The 20,877-nt window shown below is 68.4% G+C and carries 17 protein-coding genes; 16 read left to right on the top strand and 1 reads right to left on the bottom strand.

What is annotated here, in order from left to right; all coding sequences use genetic code 11:
• The first annotated feature begins 173 nt into the window (after positions 1 to 173).
• The 7 genes from E5P2_RS26810 to E5P2_RS26780 all read left to right on the top strand — a co-directional run bounded on the left by E5P2_RS26810 (position 174) and on the right by E5P2_RS26780 (position 7,967).
• Positions 174 to 1,013, top strand: coding sequence for a class II aldolase/adducin family protein (locus tag E5P2_RS26810; RefSeq protein WP_162570122.1), 840 nt, complete (start codon positions 174 to 176; stop codon positions 1,011 to 1,013).
• 82 nt (positions 1,014 to 1,095) lie between these two features.
• Positions 1,096 to 2,313, top strand: coding sequence for an ABC transporter substrate-binding protein (locus E5P2_RS26805; protein ID WP_162570121.1), 1,218 nt, complete (start codon positions 1,096 to 1,098; stop codon positions 2,311 to 2,313).
• A 33-nt stretch (positions 2,314 to 2,346) separates the two neighbouring features.
• A complete protein-coding gene (locus E5P2_RS26800) occupies positions 2,347 to 3,228 on the top strand; it encodes a branched-chain amino acid ABC transporter permease (protein WP_162570120.1) in 882 nt (293 codons plus the stop codon).
• A 2-nt stretch (positions 3,229 to 3,230) separates the two neighbouring features.
• A complete protein-coding gene (locus tag E5P2_RS26795; protein WP_162570119.1) occupies positions 3,231 to 5,021 on the top strand; it encodes a branched-chain amino acid ABC transporter ATP-binding protein/permease in 1,791 nt (596 codons plus the stop codon).
• Positions 5,014 to 5,769 carry an ABC transporter ATP-binding protein gene (locus E5P2_RS26790; RefSeq protein ID WP_197908556.1) on the top strand — a complete coding sequence of 252 codons (756 nt, stop codon included), beginning with the start codon at positions 5,014 to 5,016 and terminating at the stop codon, positions 5,767 to 5,769. The genes E5P2_RS26795 and E5P2_RS26790 overlap by 8 nt, the downstream gene beginning before the upstream one ends.
• Before the next feature lie 32 nt (positions 5,770 to 5,801).
• Positions 5,802 to 6,983 (top strand): alpha-hydroxy acid oxidase, encoded by a 1,182-nt coding sequence (locus E5P2_RS26785; RefSeq protein WP_162570118.1) that lies wholly within the window; start codon positions 5,802 to 5,804, stop codon positions 6,981 to 6,983.
• A 6-nt stretch (positions 6,984 to 6,989) separates the two neighbouring features.
• Positions 6,990 to 7,967 carry a D-2-hydroxyacid dehydrogenase gene (locus E5P2_RS26780; protein WP_162570117.1) on the top strand — a complete coding sequence of 326 codons (978 nt, stop codon included), beginning with the start codon at positions 6,990 to 6,992 and terminating at the stop codon, positions 7,965 to 7,967.
• A gap of 11 nt (positions 7,968 to 7,978) precedes the next feature.
• On the opposite strand, the gene E5P2_RS26775 is transcribed toward E5P2_RS26780, so the two are convergent.
• Positions 7,979 to 8,704 carry a TetR/AcrR family transcriptional regulator gene (locus E5P2_RS26775; RefSeq protein WP_269475704.1) on the bottom strand — a complete coding sequence of 242 codons (726 nt, stop codon included), beginning with the start codon at positions 8,702 to 8,704 and terminating at the stop codon, positions 7,979 to 7,981.
• A gap of 127 nt (positions 8,705 to 8,831) precedes the next feature.
• Here E5P2_RS26775 and E5P2_RS26770 point away from each other — a divergent pair, with 127 nt between their 5' ends.
• The 9 genes from E5P2_RS26770 to E5P2_RS26730 all read left to right on the top strand — a co-directional run bounded on the left by E5P2_RS26770 (position 8,832) and on the right by E5P2_RS26730 (position 20,840).
• Entirely contained in the window at positions 8,832 to 10,073 is a 1,242-nt protein-coding gene (locus E5P2_RS26770) for an ABC transporter substrate-binding protein (RefSeq protein ID WP_162570115.1), read from the top strand.
• Between the two features lie 29 nt (positions 10,074 to 10,102).
• Entirely contained in the window at positions 10,103 to 10,690 is a 588-nt protein-coding gene (locus tag E5P2_RS26765; RefSeq protein WP_162570114.1) for an NADPH-dependent FMN reductase, read from the top strand.
• Between the two features lie 27 nt (positions 10,691 to 10,717).
• Positions 10,718 to 12,319, top strand: coding sequence for a class I adenylate-forming enzyme family protein (locus E5P2_RS26760; protein ID WP_162570113.1), 1,602 nt, complete (start codon positions 10,718 to 10,720; stop codon positions 12,317 to 12,319).
• Positions 12,320 to 12,387: 68 nt separating this feature from the next.
• Complete coding sequence (locus E5P2_RS26755; protein ID WP_162570112.1) at positions 12,388 to 13,803, top strand: 4-hydroxyphenylacetate 3-hydroxylase N-terminal domain-containing protein; 1,416 nt, start codon at positions 12,388 to 12,390, stop codon at positions 13,801 to 13,803.
• A 13-nt stretch (positions 13,804 to 13,816) separates the two neighbouring features.
• Positions 13,817 to 16,189, top strand: coding sequence for an acyl-CoA dehydrogenase family protein (locus E5P2_RS26750; protein ID WP_232080862.1), 2,373 nt, complete (start codon positions 13,817 to 13,819; stop codon positions 16,187 to 16,189).
• Positions 16,182 to 16,964, top strand: a complete 783-nt coding sequence (locus E5P2_RS26745) for an enoyl-CoA hydratase-related protein (protein ID WP_162570110.1) — start codon at positions 16,182 to 16,184, stop codon at positions 16,962 to 16,964. Before E5P2_RS26750 ends, E5P2_RS26745 begins: the two co-directional genes overlap by 8 nt.
• 39 nt (positions 16,965 to 17,003) lie before the next feature.
• A complete protein-coding gene (gene fadB / locus E5P2_RS26740; protein WP_162570109.1) occupies positions 17,004 to 19,145 on the top strand; it encodes a fatty acid oxidation complex subunit alpha FadB in 2,142 nt (713 codons plus the stop codon).
• Positions 19,138 to 19,941: an enoyl-CoA hydratase-related protein gene (locus tag E5P2_RS26735; RefSeq protein WP_162570108.1), complete on the top strand. Its 804-nt coding sequence runs from the start codon at positions 19,138 to 19,140 to the stop codon at positions 19,939 to 19,941. Before fadB ends, E5P2_RS26735 begins: the two co-directional genes overlap by 8 nt.
• Complete coding sequence (locus tag E5P2_RS26730) at positions 19,938 to 20,840, top strand: MaoC/PaaZ C-terminal domain-containing protein (protein ID WP_162570107.1); 903 nt, start codon at positions 19,938 to 19,940, stop codon at positions 20,838 to 20,840. Before E5P2_RS26735 ends, E5P2_RS26730 begins: the two co-directional genes overlap by 4 nt.
• Positions 20,841 to 20,877: the final 37 nt, after the last annotated feature.

Here is a 20,877-nt window from a genome sequence, read left to right as displayed (position 1 = left end):
CGTCTCCGATGGCGCCATCTGCAAGCGGACGGCGATGCCGCGATGGTATGCAGTGCGGCTTTGCAATCGAATCGTCCGTTTCGACGATGCCCGCGGCCACGCACGAATTTAGTCTCCCCCTTGCTCGCAGGCGCCTGTGGGCTATCGATCACCCAAGAGACATTGGAGTACCCATGAACGCTCCCGACAAGTCCATCCTCCGACCGGACGCGAAGGCCCTTTCGCTGGAGCGGTCCAAGGCGATCAACGTGCTTCCGATGAAGCCGCCGGTGTTCTCGACGATCCGTGAGGAAAGGCTGCATCGCAAGCAGCGCCTGGCCGCGACCTTCCGCCTGTTCTCCAAATTCGGCTTCGACAACGGGGTCGCCGGCCACGTGACGGCACGCGATCCTCAGTATCCGGAAACCTTCTGGGTCAACCCCTTCGGCGTCCACTACAGCCAGGTCAAGGTGTCCAACCTGATCCGGGTCGATCACCACGGCGACGTGGTCGAGGGCGACCTGGACGTCAATCGCGCGGCCTTCGTGATTCACGCACGCGTCCATCAGGCGCGTCCGGACGTCATCGCGGCGGCGCACACGCATTCGACCTGGGGCCTGATCTGGTCGGCGCTGGGCCGCAAGCTCGACCCCATCACCATCGACTCGTGCGCTTTCTACAAAGACCACGTGGTCTACGAGGATTTCGGCGGCGTCGTGCTGGAACTCGACGAAGGTCAGCGGATCGCCGAGGCGCTGGGCCCCCACAAGGCCGCGATCCTCCAGAACCACGGCCTGATGACGGTCGGCGGCACGGTGGACGAATGCGCCTGGTGGTACATCGCGATGGACCGTGCCTGCCAGGTCCAGATCCACGCCGAGTCGGCCTCCGCGCGAACGGGCGGACCCAAGCTGATCAGCCCCGACATCGCCGAGCACACGGCCGGCCTGGCGGGCGCGCCCGAAGCGGGCTACTTCCAGTTCCAGCCGCTGTATGCGCGGATCGTGGCCGAGCAGCCCGACCTGCTCGACTGATTGCGACGGGCGGCGCGCTGCCACGGCGGTGGACGCGACCGTTCACCCCGACGGACCGAAGAAAAACCTGAGGAGACAAGCCTTGCAAGATCAGATCACGCGGCCCGACGGCCGTATCGACCGACGTTCGCTGCTTCGCCTGGCCGGCGGCCTGGCGATGGGCACCGGCCTGGGCGCCGCGGGACTCGCGCGCGCGGCCGACCCCTTCAAGATCGGCTGGGTGCGCCCGACCACCGGCCGCTTCGCGTCGAGCTTCGCGCCGCTCTACGTGCCGGGGCTGATGGCGATCGACGAGATCAACGCGGCCGGCGGCATCCTCGGCCGCGCCATCGAGCGCATCGAGGTCGACGACGAGGCGGCGCCCGCCAAGCAGCCGGGCGTGATGAAAAAGATCCAGGGCGACGGCGTTCAGTACGTGGTCGGCCCGACCGGCGATGCGCAGTGCCTTGCCTCCCTGCCGACTTCGACGGCGGCGAACACGGTGCAGGCCTGCTTCACCAACGGCACCAAGCCGATGGATGGCGTGACCTTTCCCTACAGCTACGTGCTGTTCCACTCGGTGCAGATGATCGCGGACCTGTGCATCGATCACTTCCACGCCAAGGGCGCGCGCAAGTTCGGCGTGTTGGTCGAGAACACCAGCGCCGGAGAAGCCGCCATCGCGGCCTGCAAGCCCTCGCTGGCCCGTTACCAACTGGAGCCGACGACGATCCAGGTCTTTCCGCTGAACTCCGGCACGGTCGGGCCGTACATCGCGAATCTGCGCAAGGCCGGGACGGAAGTCATCGTCAGCTTCATCGGCAGCACGCCGCCCGCGGCATTGGTGCTCAACGCGATGGCCGAACAGCAGTGGTTCCCGCCGATCACCGGCCATGCGGGCTTGATGTACGAGGCGCTCTTCGACCTCGTGCCCAAGGAGGCGCTGCAGAATGCGAGCGCGGTGATCTTCAAGGGCCTGTCGTGGACCGCATCCGAGCCGCCGGGCAAGCGCCAGCAGGACTTCGCGAAGAAGATGCTGACCTATCCCGACGTCAACGCGCCGTACAACGTCGCCTCGGGTCCGTTCTACGACTTCATCTATCTGCTCAAGAGCGTCATCGAGCAGGAGAAGACCTTCGACACGCGCAAGGTCAAGGCGGCGCTCGATCGGGTCAAGGGTTTCCAGGGCGTGCGCTGCAAGCTCAGCTTCACGCCCGACAATCACTGTGGCGTCACACCCGACGAGATCGTCCTGGCCAGCGTCATGTCGGCCAAGGATCCGCGCTCCGGCAACAGCGTGTTCCGCGAGCGCCTGGTCTGAGATCATCCTCCGCTTCCTTCTGAAAGAGTCTCGATGGATCCCAGCTACGTCATCCAGGGGCTCACGATCGGCAGCATCTACGCGCTCGTGGGCGTGAGCATCAATATCGTCTACCGGCCCACCAACACCTTCAACGTGGCGCAGGGCAACCTCGTGATGGTGGGCGCGGTGCTCTGCGCGACGCTCCTGGCCAAGTTCGGCGTGGCCTGGTATCTGGCAGCGGGCATTTCCCTGGCCGTGATTGCGCTGGTGTCCTGGGTCATCCACTGGCAGGCGGTGGCGCCGGTCCTGCGGCAGCGCGGCGGCGGGGCGCACGGGTGGATCGTCAGCACGCTCGCCGCGTCGATGATCATCGAGGACATCGTCGGCAAGCTGGTCGGCCCCGATCCGCGGCCGCTGCCGGCACCGCCGCTGCTGTCGACCGCCTCCATGCTGAAGAACGGCGTGCTGGTCAGCAGCTACCAGGTGGCACTGATCATTCTCGTGCTGATCCTGGTGATCGCGGCGGAGCAGTTCTATCGCACGCGAACCGGCAAGGCGATCCTCGCGATCGCCGAAGACCGCGACGCCAGCCTCCTGCGCGGCATCGACCCGGGCCGGCTGGCCGCGGTGTCCTTCGCGCTGAGCGGGCTGGTCGCTGCGGCGGCCGGCGTGCTCGCGGGCCCGATCGTCTTCGCATCGGTCTCGATCGGCGCCGTGATGCTGATCAAGGGATTCGAGGCCGCTGCGCTCGGCGGCATCGGCAACAACTACGGTTCCGTGGTCGGCGGCTACATGCTCGGCATGGTCGAGGTGTTCGCCTCGGCCGCGCTGTCGCCCGGCTACCAGGATGCCGCCAGCCTCGCCATGTTTCTGCTGGTGCTCCTGATCAGGCCGCAAGGGCTGTTCGGCAGGCAGGTGCTCAGGACGGTGTGACCATGGGGCGCTCTCTGCTTTCCGGCACAAGGCTCGAGTCCCGGCTCGTCGGTGCGTTCTTCATCGCGCTGGCGTTGATGCCGATCTTCGTGCGCGACGACTACGTGCTCTTCATCGGAACGCAGCTGTGGGTCTATTTCGCGGTCGCGCTGGGGCTCAATTTCCTCACCGGCTTCGGCGGCCAGACCTCGATCGGCCACGGCGCACTGGTGGCGATCGGCGCCTACATCACGGCGCTCGGCATGGTGGACTATCACTTGTCGTTCTGGACGGTCCTGCCGCTGGCCGTGGTCGGCACCGCGCTCGGCGGTGCGCTGATGGCGATTCCGGCCTTCCGCGTGTCGACCTGGTACTTCGCGCTGATCACCCTGGCATTCGCGACCGTGCTGCAGGGCCTGCTGGTCGAGTGGCAAGGCTTGACCCACGGCTTTGCGGGCGTCACCGGCATCCCGATGCCCAGGATCGGCGCTTACGAATTCACGTCCCGCGACCTGTACTGGCTGGTGCTCGGCTTCTGCGCGCTCGGCCTGTTCCTCATGCACAACCTCGTGCACTCGCGCTACGGCCGGGCCTTGCAGGCCTTGCGCGACAACCCGCTGGCCGCATTGGGCAACGGCGTGTCGCTGGTGCGGCTGAAGCTCTTCGCCTTCGTCTGGAGCGCGCTCATGGCCGGCGCCGCCGGCGCGTTCTTCGCGGTGCAGAAGACGGTCATCACGCCCGAGGATTTCTCCGGCGACATGTCGATGTTCTTCCTGCTCGTGATCGTTCTCGGCGGGCTTGGCCGCCTGCACGGCGCGCTGTTGGGCACGATCGCCTTCTTCCTGCTGCCGGAACTGCTCCAGAGCCTGCAGAGCTGGCGCATGCTGATCTACGGCGCGGCGCTGCTCGTGCTGATCCGCTTCATGCCGGAGGGCATCGCGGGTGGTCTCGCGCGCTTCTGGAAAAAGGCATCCGTGGTGACATTGCCTGTGGTGGAGCAAGAGCCGATCCCGCGGTTGAAGGGCGCGCATCTCCAGGTGCAGAACGTCAAGAAGCGTTTCGGCGGCGTCTTCGCCTTGCGCGACGTGTCGATCGACGTGCCTGCGGGTCACATCCATGCCATCGTGGGTCCGAACGGCTCCGGCAAGACGACGCTCCTGAATGTCATCACGCGCTTCTATCCGGCCGACGGCGGATCGGTGCGGGTCGATGGCGCCGATGTCGGCCGCCTCGCGCCGGAACGGCTGGCGCGCAGCGGCATCCGCAGGACCTTCCAGACGCCCAAGCTGGTGCCGGGCCTGTCGGTGATCGAGAACGTCATGCTCGGCGCCTACGCCAGCCAGTCCACCAATCTCGCGCAGGTGGCACTGGACCTGCCTTCGGCCCGCAGGGAGCGCGAGCAACTGACGGCCGAGGCGCTGCGCTACCTGAGCTTCGTCGGCCTGCGCGATGTCGCCGGCACCGATGCCGGCGAGGTGCCGCATGGCCAGCAGCGCCTGGCCGAAATCGCGCGGGCGCTGGTCGGCCGGCCACAGCTGCTTTTGCTCGACGAGCCCGCGGCGGGCCTGTCGATGACCGAACTCGACGGCCTGTGCCGCCTGATCGAGGCGATCTCGAAGTCGGGCACCACGGTGCTCATCGTCGAGCACCATCTCGATCTGGTCGCCAAGCTGGCGACGGCCGTGACGGTGCTCGACCAGGGCGCCGTCCTGGCGGAGGGGCCGCCGGACGTCGTCTTCAGGAACAAGCAGGTCCTGTCGGCGTACATGGGCGGGCGCGCGGTCGATGTCGAACCGGAGAAGAAGATTGCCTGAAGTCCGAGCCCTGAACAAGGCGGCCGGCGAGCCGGCGACGCTGCTGTCGGTGTCGGGCATCGACGTCGGCTACGGGCGTGTCGGCGTGCTGCAGGATGTGTCGCTCGCCGTCGTCGAAGGCCAGATCTGCGCCATCGTCGGCAGCAACGGCGCCGGCAAGAGCACCTTGCTCAAGGCGATATCGGGCCTGCTTGCGCCCACCAAGGGCGAGATCAGCTACCAGGGCGAATCGATCGGCGGCCTGTCTCCCGCACGCATCGTGCAGAAGGGCCTGCTGCACGTGGCCGAGGGCAGGCGCCTGTTTCGCCACCAGTCGGTGCGCAGCAACCTCGACCTCGGCCTCTACGGTGCCGGGCTGACGCGTGAGGACGAGCGCGGCCGGCTGACGGAAGTGCTCGGGATGTTTCCGGTGTTGTCCGAAAAGCTCGACCTCGCGGCCGGCGGCCTGTCGGGCGGGCAGCAGCAGATGCTCGCGATCGGCCAGGCGCTGATGCGATCGCCGCGGCTCCTGATGCTCGACGAGCCCTCGTTGGGACTCGCGCCCGTGGTGGTGGATCAGGTGCTCGAGACCTTGCAGAAGCTGCGCTCCCAAGGCTGCACCGTGATCCTCGTCGAGCAGCTGGTCGAACGCGCGCTCGAGATCTGCGATGCCTGCGTCGTGATGCAGCATGGCCGCGTCATCGGCCGTGGCACGGCCGACGAGGTCACGGCGAGCGGCCTGATCGAACATGCCTACGGCGCCGTCTGACATCCGCGAACGCGCCGCCTGAAGGTCGAACGATGCCCGCATGGTCCGGCTGGTCGCCCCCCACGCAGCGGCGTCTGTCGACTTGCACGGTGTCCGACCTTCGCAGCGTCGCGCGCCGGCGCCTGCCGCGTTTCGCCTTCGACTATCTCGATGGCGCAGCCGGCGAAGAGCTGACCGACGCGGACAACCGCCACGCGCTGGCACGGCTCAGGTTCAAGCCCCGCGTGATGACCGATGTCAGCCGCGTCGATGCGTCGGTGACGGTGCTCGGCGAGCGCCTGTCGCTGCCTTGCGTGATCGGCCCGACCGGCATGAACGGCGTGTACTGGCCGCGCGCCGAAGAGCATCTCGCGGCCGCCGCCAGCCGGGCCGGGGTGCCGTTCGCGTTGTCGACGGCCTCCACCTCGCTGATAGAGGACGTGCGGGCGGCCAGCGCCGGACCGCTCTGGATGCAGCTCTACGTCCAGCAGGACCGCCGCATCGGCGAAGACATCATGCGGCGGGCGCGCGACGCCGGATTCAGGGTGCTGGTGCTGACGGTCGACGTGCCGGTCACCGGCCATCGCGAGCGCGACCGGCGCAACGGATTGAGCTTGCCGATACGCATCACGCCATCGCTCCTGGGCGATGTCTTCCTGCGGCCGGCCTGGGCCTGGCGCATGGCGGTGCACGGCAGGCCGGCGCTGGTCAACATGGTGGCGCGCCAGGGCGCGGCGAGCTTCGGATCCGCGGCCATCGGCGCGCCGGCAATCCCGGCGATCGATCCGTCTCTGGCCTGGTCCGACCTGGCCTGGGTGCGCAAGCACTGGCCGGGCCCGATCGTGCTGAAGGGCATCCAGTGCGTCGAGGATGCGCGGCTGGCGGTCGAACATGGCGTGGACGGCATCGTGGTCTCCAACCACGGCGGGCGCCAGCTCGATGGCGTGCCCGCGAGCGCGACGCTGCTCGAAGCCGTCGTGCAGGCGGTTGGCAGCACGACGCAGGTGCTGGTCGATGGCGGCTTCCGCACCGGGGCCGACATCGCCAGGGCGCTGGCGCTCGGCGCACGCGCCGTGCTGCTCGGCCGCGCGCCGCTGTACGGGCTCGGCGCGGCGGGGCCGGCCGGCGTCGTGCATGTCATGCGGCTGCTGCAGGAACAGCTCGAGACGACCCTCCGTCTCCTGGGCTGCACCAGCGCGGCGTCGCTCGGAAGACAACACCTGGTTGAAGGCTGAATCCTCATGCGCATCGCCGTGTCGTCCCCCGTCGCCCGATCGAGCCTGGAATCGGGCATCGGCCGGCTCGGCGTCGAGCTCGTCTGGGCCGATGACGACGAACTGCCCGCGCTGAGCGCCGAGGTCGACGGCATCGTCATGCTCGGCTCGAGCTATGGACCTCGCATGGCCGAAGCACTGGGCGCGCAGGGCAACCGGTGCACCTGGCTGCAGTTGCTTTCGACCGGCTACGAGCAATTGCTGCTGTACGGCGTGCCGCCCGGCATCGAGGTCAGCAATGCCGGCGCGGCGTGGTCGCCGATCGTCGCCGAACATGCGATGGCCTTGCTGATGGCCTGGGTGCGCCGCGTGCCGCAGTTGGTGGCGTCACAGGCGCAAGGGCGATGGGACGAGTCGGTCCGCGCCGGTATGGGCATGCTGTTCGGCGGCCGCATGACGATCGTCGGCATGGGCCGCATCGGGGCCGAATTGTCGACGCGCGCCAGGGCATTCGGAATGACGGTGGTCGGCGTGACGCGCAGCGGAAAGCCGCACCCGGCCGCGGACGAGATGTTCCCCGTCGCGCGGCTGCACGAGGCACTTGCCGGGGCGGATGTCGTGATCGTCGTGGTGCCCTTGTCGGACGCGACGCGGCAGCTCATCGACGCGGCCGCGCTGGCGGCGTGTTCGCGCAGCGCGGTGATCGTCAACATCGCGCGCGGACCGGTCGTCGATCAGGCGGCACTCGTTCGCGCCTTGTCTTTGGGCGCCATCGCCGGCGCGGTGCTCGACGTGACCGATCCGGAGCCCTTGCCGGCGGATCACCCGCTGTGGCGCATGCCGAACGTCATCGTGTCTCCGCACATCGGCGGCGCGGCGCCGGCGCGCTACAACGAGCGGATCGCCGACCTGGTGATCGCCAACGTGGGCGCGCGCCTGCGGGGCGAGCCGGTGTCGGACCGCCTCGACGCGCTGGGCCCTGCCATTGCGGATGCCGCGCGATGAAGCGCGCTGGCCTATCGGCGCGGTGGCTTCGACGTCTTCGGGGTCGATGGCCGCGGCGTCTCTTCGGCGAGCAGATGCAGCACGTCCCGCAGGTACGTGGCATGGGTCTTCGATTCCGCCTTGCCGACGGCGACGACGTTCACCGACAGGAGGATGCGGGCCCGAAGCAGGGCATCGGCCTCGTCGAAGCCCATCTCGCAGAAGGCCTGGCGAAGAAAGGCGAGCACGAGTGTCTCGGCCTTGCGCAGTGTCTTCTCTGCGCGCGGGTCGATGGTCGCCCACACGCGCATCGCGCGGTCGAGCTCGAAAGTGCCCAGCTGGTTGCTGACGGTGCGCAGGCGCTGGATGCGGTCCAGCGGCGAAAGATCGCCCGCGCTGGCCAGTTCGAGTTCGTGGCGCACGCGTTCGACGCTGTAGTTGTCGGCCAGCTCGCCCAGATAGTGCTCGAAGCTCGTGAAGTGGTGATAGAAGCTGCCGATCGATACGCCGAGCCGCTCGGTCAGGGTCGCGAGCTTGACGCCGGTGATGCCGGACTCGCAGAGCACCGCCTCGCCCGCGTCGATCCAGTGCGCTCGGCTGAGTCTGCCGCCCGCATTGCTTTCCGGCGATTCGGCGGATCGCCGCGCGGTCGCGGACTTGGCGGCCCGAGCGGAATCGGTCGCTCCAGGGTGCTGGGTCGCAGGCTTCCTCGGCGAAACCGGCTTGAGGGATTGGTCTTTCCGGACGACGCCGCGCATAGGCCCTTTGGTCTGACAAGAGAAGTGAAGTTGATCAAAGCATAACTCAACTTATGCTCGATCCGGCATTGCGCTGTTCAATAACATATCTTATGCTATCCACATAAAACATCGAAAGGACGGAGACATGCAACCCAGGAACTTTCCCAGCCATCTGCAGAGCCGGCGTCGTGTGTTGCGCGCGGCCGGCGGCGCCGCGGCTGCCATCGCGGCGTCATCGCTGGCTCCCCTGCGCGCGTTCGCGCAGGCGGATGAATTCCGCATCGGCTGGATTCGCCCGACCACCGGCAAGCTCGCCAGCTCCTTCGCGCCGCTCTATGCCGGAGGCCTGATCGCCATCGACGAGATCAACGCGGCCGGCGGCATCATGGGCCGCAAGCTCACCATCGTCGAGGAAGACGACGAGGCGTCGCCGGCGAAGGAGCCGGCCGTCATGCGCAAGCTCAAGTCGGCGGGCATCGACTATGTCGTGGGGCCGACGGGCTCGGCGCAGTCGCTCTCGGCGCTGGCCACCGGCACCCAGTCCCGGATGATCCAGACCTGCATCTCGAACGGCGAGGACATGGCCAACGGCACCAAGTACCCGTACCACTTCCTGTGCGTCTACACCACGGCGCAGGAAGGGCAGGTCGCGGCGCAGTACATGGTGAACCAGCTCAAGATCCGCAAGATCGGCATCCTGAGCGAGATGACGCCTTTCGGCGAATCGGCCGCGGCCGCGTCGCAGCGCAAGATCAAGGAACTCACGGGCGTCGATGCGGTGTCCGCGCAGACCTACCTGATGAGCGCGACCGACCTCACGACGCAGGTGCAGGCGCTCCAGAAGGCGGGCTGCGAAGGCGTGATCGTCTGGATGTCCAGCAACGTGCACATCAGCATGGCCTTCTCCGCCATGGCGAGGATGGGCTGGATTCCGCCGATCCTCGGCCACGTCAACCTGTTCAACGACTCGTTGTTCGATCTGGTGCCGGAACAGAGTCTGCGCTCGGTCTACGGCGTCTACTACCGCAACTGGACCTACACCGACAGCGCGCCCGCCTCGGACAAGAACATCGCGCTGGCCAAGAAGCTGCAGGCGGCGTCGGGTGTGAAGGGCATCGAGGCCTACGTGGCCGGCACGCCGCACTACGATTTCCTGCATCTGCTCAAGCAGGTGATCGAGCAGGAAAAGAGCTTCGACGTCGACGTGGTGCGCAAGGCCTTCAATGCGACGCGCGGCTACAAGGGCGCGATCGGCACGCTCGGTTTCTCCGAGACCGAGCATGGTGGCCTGTCGCTGAACGACATCACCGTCTCCAGCGTGGCCTCGAGCCGCGACCCGCGATCGAAGGAGCTGGGCGCGCTGCGGCTGCGCGCGCCGGGCGCCTGAGCGTCGCCACATCCAACCGGAGCAAGGGCATGGTCAGGAAACCGTACATCGTCGGCATCGGCGGCACCGGCCGGGACAACTCGTCGACGGAACTCGCGCTGCGCGCCAGCCTGGCCCACGCCCGCCGGCTCGGCGCCCGCACGGAACTGTTCGCGGGTGCCGACCTCGATCTGCCCATGTACACCGGCAAGGCGCCGGGCGAGAAGGCCGGGCGGCTGATCGAGGCGATCCGGCGCAGCGACGGCGTGCTGCTGGCGTCGCCCGGCTATCACGGCTCGATCTCGGGGATGGTGAAGAACGCGCTCGACTATGTCGAGGAACTGCGCGGCGACGAGCGGCCCTATCTGGAGGGCCGCGCCGTCGGCAGCATCGTCTGCGCCTACGGTTCGCAGGCGATCGGCACCACCATCGTCGCAGTGCGCTGCATCGTGCACGCCTTGCGTGGCTGGCCGACGCCCGCTGCGGCAGGCATCAATTCGGTCGACCTCGCGTTCGACGAAGAAGGCCGCTGCACCAACGCCGCCGTTCAGCAGCAGCTCGAACTGGTCGCGCGCCAGGTCTGCGAGTTCGGCGCGATGTACGTCCGCATGGAGCCTTGTGCCGAGATGCTCGGTTAGCTTTCACAAAAAAATGGAGACAGGAAGATGGTTGCGAGTGCATCGGAATCGGGGGCGCGCGCCTTCAGTTTCACGCAGGCCTTCCGGCGGGCCTGCCAGACGGTGGGTGACAAGGTCGCCGTCGTCGACGCGTCGGCTTCGCTGACCTGGAACCAGCTCGGCGACCGCAGCCGCCGGCTGGGCGCTGCGCTGCAGTCGCTCGGCATGGCGACCGGCGACCGGGTTGCCATGCTGGCCAACAACTGCCACCAGTACATCGAGTTCTACTTCGGCGTGCCCTGCGTGGGCGGCATCTTTGTGCCGCTGAATTTCCGGCTGGCGCCGACCGAGCTGGCCGCCATCCTGGCCGATTCGGACACGCGCATCCTGATCGTCGACGCCGAGAACCTCGAGCTCGCGAAGCAGGTGCTCGAACTCCGCCCGATGCAGCAGGTGCTCTTCATCGGGCCGTCGCCGACGCCGCCCGGCATGCGCGACTACGAGGACGCGATCGCCCGTGCGACACCGCTCGATCCGGCGCACGATCCGGTCGCCGACAGCGAGGACGTGGTGTGCCTCTTCTACACGAGCGGCAGCACGGGCCGGCCCAAGGGCGTCATGCACACCCATTCCAACCTGCTGTGCAGCTCGCTGGCCTTCGCCGCGCAGATCGGCCTGACCGACCAGTCGATCGCGATGATCATGTCGCCGCTTTTCCACGTGGGTGCCGCCGGGCTGTGCCTGCCGGTGCTGCATGCGCTGGGCTGCATCGTCATGGTGCCGCGCTTCGAGCCGGCCAAGGTGCTGGAATCGATCGAGACCCACGGCATCACGGTCATGACCTGCGTGCCCACCATGCTGCGGATGATGATCGACCATCCCGACATGCGGCGCCGAAAGCTGTCGACCATGACGACCATCCTCTACGGTTCGTCGCCGATGCCCGAGGCGCTGGTGCTCGAGGCACGCGAATACCTCGCGGACGCGCGCTTCACGCCGTGCTACGGCATGACCGAATCGACCGCCAGCGTCTCGTCGCTGCCGCCCTACTACACGCGGCCGGAGAACTGGGCGCTCGGCAAGGCCAACTCGATCGGCCGCTCGCTCATCGCCTGCGAGATGGCCGTGCTCGACGCCGAAGAGAACAAGCTGCCGACGGGGCGCACCGGCGAGATCGTGGTCCGCGGACCGTTGGTGATGAAGGGCTACTGGAACAACCCCGAGCTGACCGCGCAGACGCTTCGCAACGGCTGGCTGCACACCGGCGATCTCGGCTACATGGACGAACTGGGCATCTTCCACATCGTCGACCGCCTGAAGGACATGATCATCGCGGGCGGCGAGAACGTCTACTCGGCCGAGGTCGAAGCCGCCATCTACGCCTATCCGGGCATCGCCCAATGCAGCGTGATCGGCGTGCCCGACGAGAAATGGGGCGAGGCGGTGCATGCGGTGATCTGCCCGTCGCCCGGCATCGTGATCGAGGAGGCCGCGCTGCTGGCGCATTGCCAGGCGCGCATCGCCAAGTACAAGTGCCCGCGCTCCTTCGACATCCGCACCGAATCGCTGCCGCTTTCCGGCGCCGGAAAAATCGACAAGCCCGCGCTGCGCAAGCCCCACTGGGAAGGGCGAAAAAGCAAGCTGATCTGACCCCGGAACCTCGAATCGCGAGGCCCTGCGAACCCATCTTCGACAAACTGAGACCAAAGGAAAACCGAATGCCACTCAAGACGCCAGAGCAATACGTGGAAAGCCTGCGCGACGGCCGCGTCACCTACTGGGACGGCGAGCGCATCGACGACATCACGACCCATCCGCGCTTTCGGATGCCGATCGACTCGGTCAAGGCCGACTACCGCTACGACGATCCGAAGTACGGCGCGCTGCGCCAGTACCAGACCGAGGACGGCTCGGTGGCGCACCGCATCTTCCAGATACCTCGCGACGAGGCCGATCTCAACACCCGCGTCGAGATGATGAACCACACCTCGATCGGGACGCTGGTCACCGGCGTGTACATGGCGCTGATGAGCGTCAAGGACGCGGTCGAGAAAGTCAACCCGATGTACGGCGCCAACATCGAGCGCATGTACCGCTACTGCCGCGACAACGACCTGCGCGCGGCCGAGGTCATCACCGATCCGAAGGGCGACCGCAAGCGCAGCGCCGCGCAGCAGGACGATCCCGACCTGTACCTGCGCATCGTCGAGCGGCGCAAGGACGGCATCGTGGTGCGCGGCGCCAAGCTGCACATCACGGCCGCCTCGCTGGTGCACGAGCTGGTGGTCATGCCGACCAAGGGCATGAAGGCCGAAGAGACCGACTACGCGGTGTCGTTTTCGATCCCCGTGAACGCGCCCGGCGTCAAGATCATCAATCGCAGCGTCGCCGGGCCGGACCTCAATCCCTTCGACTACCCGGCCAGCTCGCACCATGGCATGCCCGAGGGCTTCGTGGTGTTCGACGATGTCTTCGTGCCCTGGGACCGCGTGTTCCTGGCGGGCGAGGTCGAACTCGCGAGCAAACTGGCGCAGTCGCTCGGCCTGTGGGAACGCACCGGCGGCATGGTGGAGGCGGTGCGGCTGTCGGAACTCTTCGTCGGTTTGGCGCAGCTGGTCAACGAGATGCAGGGCAAGGACTCGGATCCGGTCACGCAGAACTCGGTCGCCGAACTCATCGCCTATGCCGAGATGCTGCGCATGTCGCTGGACTATGCCTGCCGCCACTACGAGAAGACGCCCTCGGGCATGGTGTTTCCCAACACGCTGGCGATCAACGCCGCCAAGTACTACTACGCGGCCAACTACCACCAGACGGTGCGCTATCTGCACGACCTCGGCGGCGGACTGGTGCTCACGCTTCCGCTCGAAGCCGACCTGCGCAACGAGGAGTCGGGCAAGTACATCCGCAAGTACCTCTATACCAAGGCCGGCGTGAACGTGGAGACGCGCATGCGCGTCTACAACCTGATCCGCGATCTCACCGCCGACGCCTACGGCGGCTGGCAGTTCGTCGTGGCGCTGCAGGCGGGCGGCGGATTGCCGGCGCAGCGCGTCATGATGCGCCGCTCGTACAACATGGACCAGGCCAAGAAACGGGCACTGAGCGCGGCCGGCGCGGATGCATCGGAGTGAGCGGCAGGCCGACGTGAGCGCGCCGAGCCACGCCGATTTCGTGGCCCGGATCCGGGCGTACCTGGGCGAGCACCTGCCGCCCGACATGGCCGCACGGGGCCGGCGCGACGTGCATCCCTCGCGCGAGGACATGCTGGGCATCACCGCGATCCTGTCGCGCGCCGGCTGGTCGGTGCCGCATTGGCCCGAGGCGCATGGCGGGCCCGGATGGTCCGGCATGCAGCGCTACCTGTTCGAGGAAGAGCTAATGCTGGCGGGGGCGCCACCGAACAACATCCAGGGCGTGTCGCTGGTCGGGCCGGTGATCTACACCTTCGGCACCCAGGCGCAGCAGGCGCGCTACCTGGCGCCGATCCGGGAGGGCAGGGAGTTCTGGGCGCAGGGCTTCTCGGAGCCAGGCTCGGGGTCCGATCTCGCGTCGCTGCGCACGCGCGCCGTGCGCGAGGGCGAGGGCGCCGATGCCGTCTACGTGGTCAACGGCCAGAAGATCTGGACCTCGCAGGCCTTCATGGCCGACATGCTGTTCTGCCTGGTGCGCACCGACACCCAGGCCAAGGCGCAGCTCGGCATCTCCTTCCTGCTGATCCCGATGCGATCGCCCGGCGTGCGGGTGCGCCCCATCCAGTCGATCGACGAGGGCGAGAGCCTGTGCGAGGTTTTCCTCGACGACGTGCGCGTGCCGGCTCGGAACCTGGTCGGCGAAGAAGGACGCGGCTGGGACTATGCCAAGTTCCTGCTGGGCAACGAACGGGTGACCACCGCCGACGTGCCGCGCAACAAGCGCTACCTGGCCGCGTTGAAGGCGATGGCGAAGAACGCGCCCTCGCCTTCGAGGCACGGTGTGTGCCTGTACGACGAGCCCGTGTTCCGGCAGCGGATGGCGCGCCTGGAGATCGATCTGATCGCATTGGAGTCGGCGGCGGTCGGCACCATCGAACTCGACGACCACAGCCCGCTCACGCCCTCGGCGCTGAAGATCCACGGCACGGAACTCATGCAGGGCCTGCTCGAACTGCAAGTCGAATCGCTGGGCGCCCACGGCGCGGCCTTCTTCCCGCACGAGAGCCGGGCCGAGGCCGGCGAGCGCTGGCTGCCCGGCCCGGGGGACGCGCCGGATGCGCCGGGGGTGCTCGCCGAATACCTGTTCCGGCGCGCCGCGACCATCTACGGCGGCTCGACCGAGATCCAGAAGAACATCATCGCCAAGCTGCTGTTCGGCGGCAGGCAGGCCGTCGCCAGCCCGGTCTCCGAGGATCAGGCCCAGATGCAGCAGAGCGCCGAGCGCTTCGCCGCGCTGTGGCGCGAAACGTCGTGGCGCGACTTCGAGAAGGGCGATGCGGACCTGGCGCGGCGGCGCTGGCTGCGACTGGCGGACACCGGCTTCCTCGGACTCGGCATCGACGAAACCATGGGCGGGCAGGGCGGTTCGCTCGACGATCTCGCGGTCGTCATGGCCGCGCTGGGGCGTGGCGGCGTGGCGGAACCGCTCGGTTCGTGCTGCGTATCTGCCGCGCATCTGCTCGCAACGGCCGAGTGGCCGTCGCAGCGCCGCCGCGAAGCGCTGGGGCGTCTGGTGTCGGGCGAGCAGGTTTTCGCCTTCGCGCACCTCGAGGTCGGGGACGGCGGCGCGCCGGGCGCACGCAGCGTCGCGACCCGGGCCGCTGCGATGCGCGACGGCTTCGTTCTCGACGGCGCCAAATGCGCGGTCATGGGCGGCGCGATGGCGGAATTCTTCATCGTGCCGGCGAGGTCGATCACAGGCGCGGCCGATGCCGCCGCGCCGGTCGCGCTCTTCCTGGTCCCCGCCGGTGCGTCCGGCGTGAAGGCGCACCCCTATCGCAGCGTCGACGGGCAGGTGGTCGCCGATCTGAGCTTCGAGCGGGTCGAACTCGCAAGCGATGCGCTGATCGCGTCCGGCGATGCCGCCGCGTTGCGCATCGACGAGGCGATCCTGCGCGCTACCGCGATGGCCTGCGCACAAGCCGTCGGCACCATGGAGACGCTCTTCGGCTCGACGCTCGACTACCTGCAGACGCGACGGCAGTTCGGTGCACCGCTCGCCAGCTTCCAGGCGCTGCAGCACCGCGTGGCGGAGATGTACGGCGAGCTGGCCTTGTCGCGCGCGATGTTGCGGCGCGCGGTCGCGGCGCTCGAAAGCCGCGAGCCCGCCATGCCCTCGCGCGAGCGGATCGTGTCTGCCGGCAAGTCACGCATCGGCCGCGCGGCCTTCTTCGTGCGCAGCCAGTCAGTCCAGTTGCACGGCGGCATCGGCATGACGCAGGAGTGCGAGATCGGCCGCCTCTTCAAGCGGCTGCATGCCTTCGAGATCGAATGGGGCAACGGCCACCATCATGCGGCGCGCTTCGCGGAGATGGGCGATGACTGAGTCCGACGCGCCGGCCGTGCTTTCCGAGCGCCTGCCCGGGCACGTCGCGCTCGTCACTCTCAATCGCCCCGCCGCGCGCAACGCCATCAATGGTGCGGTCGTCGCCGCGCTCGGCCGGGAGGTGGCGCGGCTCGATGCCGACGATGAGGTTCGCGCCGTCGTGCTGACCGGTGCGGGCAGCGTGTTCTGTGCCGGTGCCGACCTGAAGGAAGTCGCCGCCGGCCGGGCTTTGCAGCTGCGCGACGGCAACGGCTTCGCCGGCTTCGTCCATGCGTCGCGGCGCAAGCCCTGGATCGCCGCGCTCAACGGCAAGGCACTCGCGGGCGGCTGCGAGATCGCGCTGGCCTGCGACCTGATCGTGGCCGACGAAGGCGCGGCGCTCGGCCTGCCGGAGGTCACGCGCGGACTCGCGGCGGCCGGCGGCGGGCTCTATCGGCTGGTCCAGTCCCTGCCTGCGCGCGTGGCCATCGAACTGATCCTCACCGGCGGCGAGATCGACGCGCGCAGGGCCTGCGAGCTCGGCCTGCTGAACGCGCTCGCGCCGGCCGGGCAGGCCGTCGAGCGGGCCGTGGAACTGGCGCGCCGCATCGCGGTCAACGCGCCGCTCGCGGTGCGCGAAAGCCTGCGCGTGGCGCGGCTGGCGATGGAGACGGATGCCGACGCGATGCGCGGCCTGTCCGAGGAACTGTGGGATCGCATCGGCGTCAGCGCGGATGCGATCGAGGGCTCGCGGGCCTTCGTTGAAAAACGTCCGCCCCGCTGGACCGGCCGATGAGCGGCCGCATCAACGCTTCATGCTGAAAGAACATTCTCGATGTACCAAGGCCACAACCTGAAGGCGAATCTGCGGGACGACGGCATCGTCCACCTGTGCTTCGACCGCGGCGGCGAGTCGATCAACAAGTTCGACGCCCGGACCGTGCGCGAGCTGCGCGAGGCCATCGCCGCCATCGCCGCCGAGCCCGGCGTGCGCGGCGTGCTGATCACGAGCGCGAAAGACGTGTTCATCGTCGGCGCCGACATCACCGAATTCACCGACACCTTCCGCATGGCGCAGAGCGAGCTGGTCGCGCACATCGAGCGTTCCAACGAGGTCTTCGTGGCGCTCGAAGACCTCGGCGTGCCCACGCTGGCCGAGATCAACGGCTACGCCTTCGGCGGCGGCCTGGAGCTGCCGCTGGCCGCGCAGTTGCGGGTCATGTCGACCACCGCGCAGGTCGGCGTGCCCGAGGTCAAGCTGGGCCTGTTCCCCGGTTTCGGCGGCACGGTGCGGCTGCCGCGCGTGGCCGGTGCGGCGGTCGCGGCCGAGTGGGTGTCCAGCGGTGCGGCGTTCAACGCCGAGACTGCGCTGCGCAACGGCGTGGTCGATGCGATCGCACCGCCCGAGTCGCTGCGAGACGCGTCGACCGCCCTGCTGCGCAAGGCGATCGCGGGCGAGGTCGACTGGCGCGCCAGGCGCCAGCGCAAGCTGGATGCCCTGACGGATCTTCCGGCCGCTCTGGCGGCCTACGACCAGGCCGCCGCGCGGGCCGAAGCGATCTCGGGCAAGCATCAGCCCGCGCGCCTGGCGGCGGTCGAACTGATGAAAGCGGCCGCGCCGCTGGACCGCGCGGGTGCGCTGGCCGCGGAGGCACGCGTCTTCGCGCGCATCGCCCTCACGCAGGCCGCAGGCTCGCTGATCCGGACTTTCCTCAACGACCAGGCCTTGAAGAAGGGCTTCAAAAAACATGCCGCCGGCGCGCTGCCGGTACGCAAGGCTGCGGTGCTCGGCGCCGGCATCATGGGCGGCGGCATCGCGTATGCGACGGCGCTCGCGGGCGTGGCGGTGCGGATGAAGGACGTGAGCGCAGCGCAGCTCGAACGCGGGATGGACGAGTTCCGCAAGCAGCTCGCGCGCTGGATGAAGCGGGGCAAGTCGCAGGCGGACGCCGATCGGGTGGCGTCGCTGTGCGTGCCGCAGCTCGACACCCAGGGCTTCACCGAGGCCGACCTCGTGATCGAGGCCGTGCCCGAAAAACTCGCGCTGAAGCTGCAGGTGCTCGCGGACACGGAGAAGCAGGTGGGCGCGCACGCGATCATCGCGTCGAACACGTCGAGCCTGCGCATCGACGACCTGGCGCGCGGTCTCGCGCGGCCCGCGAATTTCGTCGGCATGCATTTCTTCAATCCGGTGCCCGTGATGCGGCTGGTCGAGGTGATCCGCGGGTCACGCACCTCGGATGCTGCGGTGTCGACCGCGGTCGCCCATGCGGTGGCGATGGGCAAGTCGCCGGTGGTCGTGAAGGACTGCCCGGGCTTCCTGATCAACCGCATCCTCACGCACTACACCTGCGCGTTCCTGCAGGTGGTCGCGGACGGTGCCGATTTCGTCCAGGTCGATCGCGCGCTCGAGGCCTTCGGCTGGCCGATGGGGCCGGCGCTGCTGCAGGACGTGGTCGGCATGGACACGGGCGCCCATGTGGTCGACGTGATTTCGGCCGGCTATCCGGACCGGATGCCGCCGCTCGCGCACAACGCGCTGAAGCTCATGGTGTCGCGCGGCCGTCTCGGCCAGAAGAGCGGTCTGGGCTTCTACCGCTATGAGACCGATCCGGCCGGCAAGCCGCGCAAGAGCCTGGCCGAGGACAGCCACGCCCTGCTGGCCGAGATCCAGCCGCAGGGCACGCGCCACTTCGACGATGCCGAACTGGTCGAGCGCCTGATGCTGCCGCTGGTGCTCGAAGCGGGGAGGGCGCTGGAAGACGGCATCGTCGGCAGCGCCGCCGAACTGGACATGGCGCTGCTGCTCGGTGTGGGTTTTCCGGCGTACCTGGGCGGCGCGCTGCACTATGCGGATTGGCTCGGCATGCCGGCCGTGGTCGCGCAGAGCGACAAGTACGCCCACCTCGGTCCGGCGTATCGGGCCACCGACAGGATGCGCCGCATGGCGGCCGAAGGAGAGACCTACCATGGCTGAAGGCAATCTGATCCAGTACGCGGTCGAGGACGGCATCGCGCGCGTGGTGCTCGCGGATGCGGCGCGCATGAACGCGCTGAGCATCGACCTGCAGCGCGAACTGCTTGCCGCGCTGGACAAGGTGCGGGCCGACGTGTCGGTGCGGGCCGTGCTGATGTCGGCGACCGGCAAGGCTTTTTGCGTCGGCGCCGACCTGGCATCGCTCGGCAAGGCCGCGCCGGGCGAGACCGTCGGCGGCCAGACCGAACGCATGATGAGGGCGTTGACCAACCCCATCGTCCAGCAGATCCATGACCTTCCGGTGCCGGTGGTCTGCGCGGTGCAGGGCCCGGTCGCGGGCGCCGGCGTGGGCCTGGCGCTGGCGGCGGATGTCGTGGTCGCGGCGCGCTCCGCCTACTTCTATCTTCCCTTCATGCCCAAGCTGGGCCTGGTGCCGGACGCCGGCAGCACCTGGTTCACGACCCGCCTGCTCGGCAAGGCGCGCGCCACCGCGCTGGCGCTGCTCGGCGATCGGCTGGGTGCCGAGCAGGCCGAGTCGTGGGGCCTGATCGCGTCCTGCGTGGCCGACGACCAGCTGGACGACAAGGCGCTCGACATGGCCCGCCGGCTGGCCGCGCTGCCGGCGCTGGGCGTGCAGGAAATCCGCCGTGCGTTCGATGCCGCGCAGAACAACGGTCTCGCGGCGCAGCTCGACCACGAGGCGCGGCGCCAGCACGAATTGATCGACCGCGACACCTTCCAGGAAGGCGTGAAGGCCTTCTTCGAGAAACGTCCGCCGCGATTCCCGAGCCGATGAATCCGCGCCTCGATGCCGAGCTGTTGCGTGCCTTGCCGGTGCAGGCGGTCTCGCATCGCTATGACGCGCGCGACTGCATGCTCTACGCCCTCGGTGTCGGCGTCGGTGCCGGGGCGAACGAGGTCGACGCCGCCGCGCTGCGTTACGTCTACGAGAAGCAGCTCCAGGTCCTGCCGACCATGGCCATCACCCTGGGTGTCGAGGGCAGCGATTTCCTGCGCGACCCGCGGACCGGCATCGATCTGGCCCGCGTGCTGCACGGCGAAGTCGCGATCGAGATGCACGGCGCGCTGCCGCCCGGCGGCGTCGTCCGGGCCGAGACGCGCATCTGCGACCTGCTCGATCGCGGGCCGCAGACCGGCGCGGTGCTGAAGTACGAACGCCGGTTGCTGCATGCCGAGGGCGGCGGGCTGATCTCGGTCGAACGCGGCTCGTATGTGCTGCGCGGCAACGGCGGCTTTTCAGGCACGGTCGAGCCCGGTGCGGCCCGGCCGGGGTCTCCGGCCGCGGCGCCGGCTCCACAGCGAGACCCCGAATGGCGCTTCGTGACGCGGCTGTCGCATCGCGCCGCGCTGATCTACCGGCTCAGCGGGGATTTCAATCCGCTGCATCTCGATCCCGAATTCGCGCGTCGCATGGGCTACGCGCGCCCCATCCTGCATGGCGCCTGCACCTTCGGCAGCATCGGGCTCGATCTGATCCGTCATGTGTGCGGCGACGACCCGGCACGGCTGCTTCGGCTGGGTGTTCGCTTCAGCGCGGCGGTCGAGCCGGGCGCGGCGCTCGAAACCCGCGTCTGGCGCCAGGCGGCGGGCGAAGCCGTCTTCGAGACCCGCGAGCTCGATTCCGGCAGGCTCGTGCTGAGCCGCGGCACCCTGGACTTTGCCGGCGCGCCTTGACGGTTGGCGAGCTTCCTTTTCGTCGAAATCGTCCGAT

This window comes from Variovorax sp. SRS16 (genome assembly GCF_901827165.1).
GTDB lineage: Bacteria > Pseudomonadota > Gammaproteobacteria > Burkholderiales > Burkholderiaceae_C > Variovorax.
The sequence above is the reverse complement of the archived record's forward strand: the minus strand, read 5'-3'. Positions and strand labels throughout refer to the sequence as shown.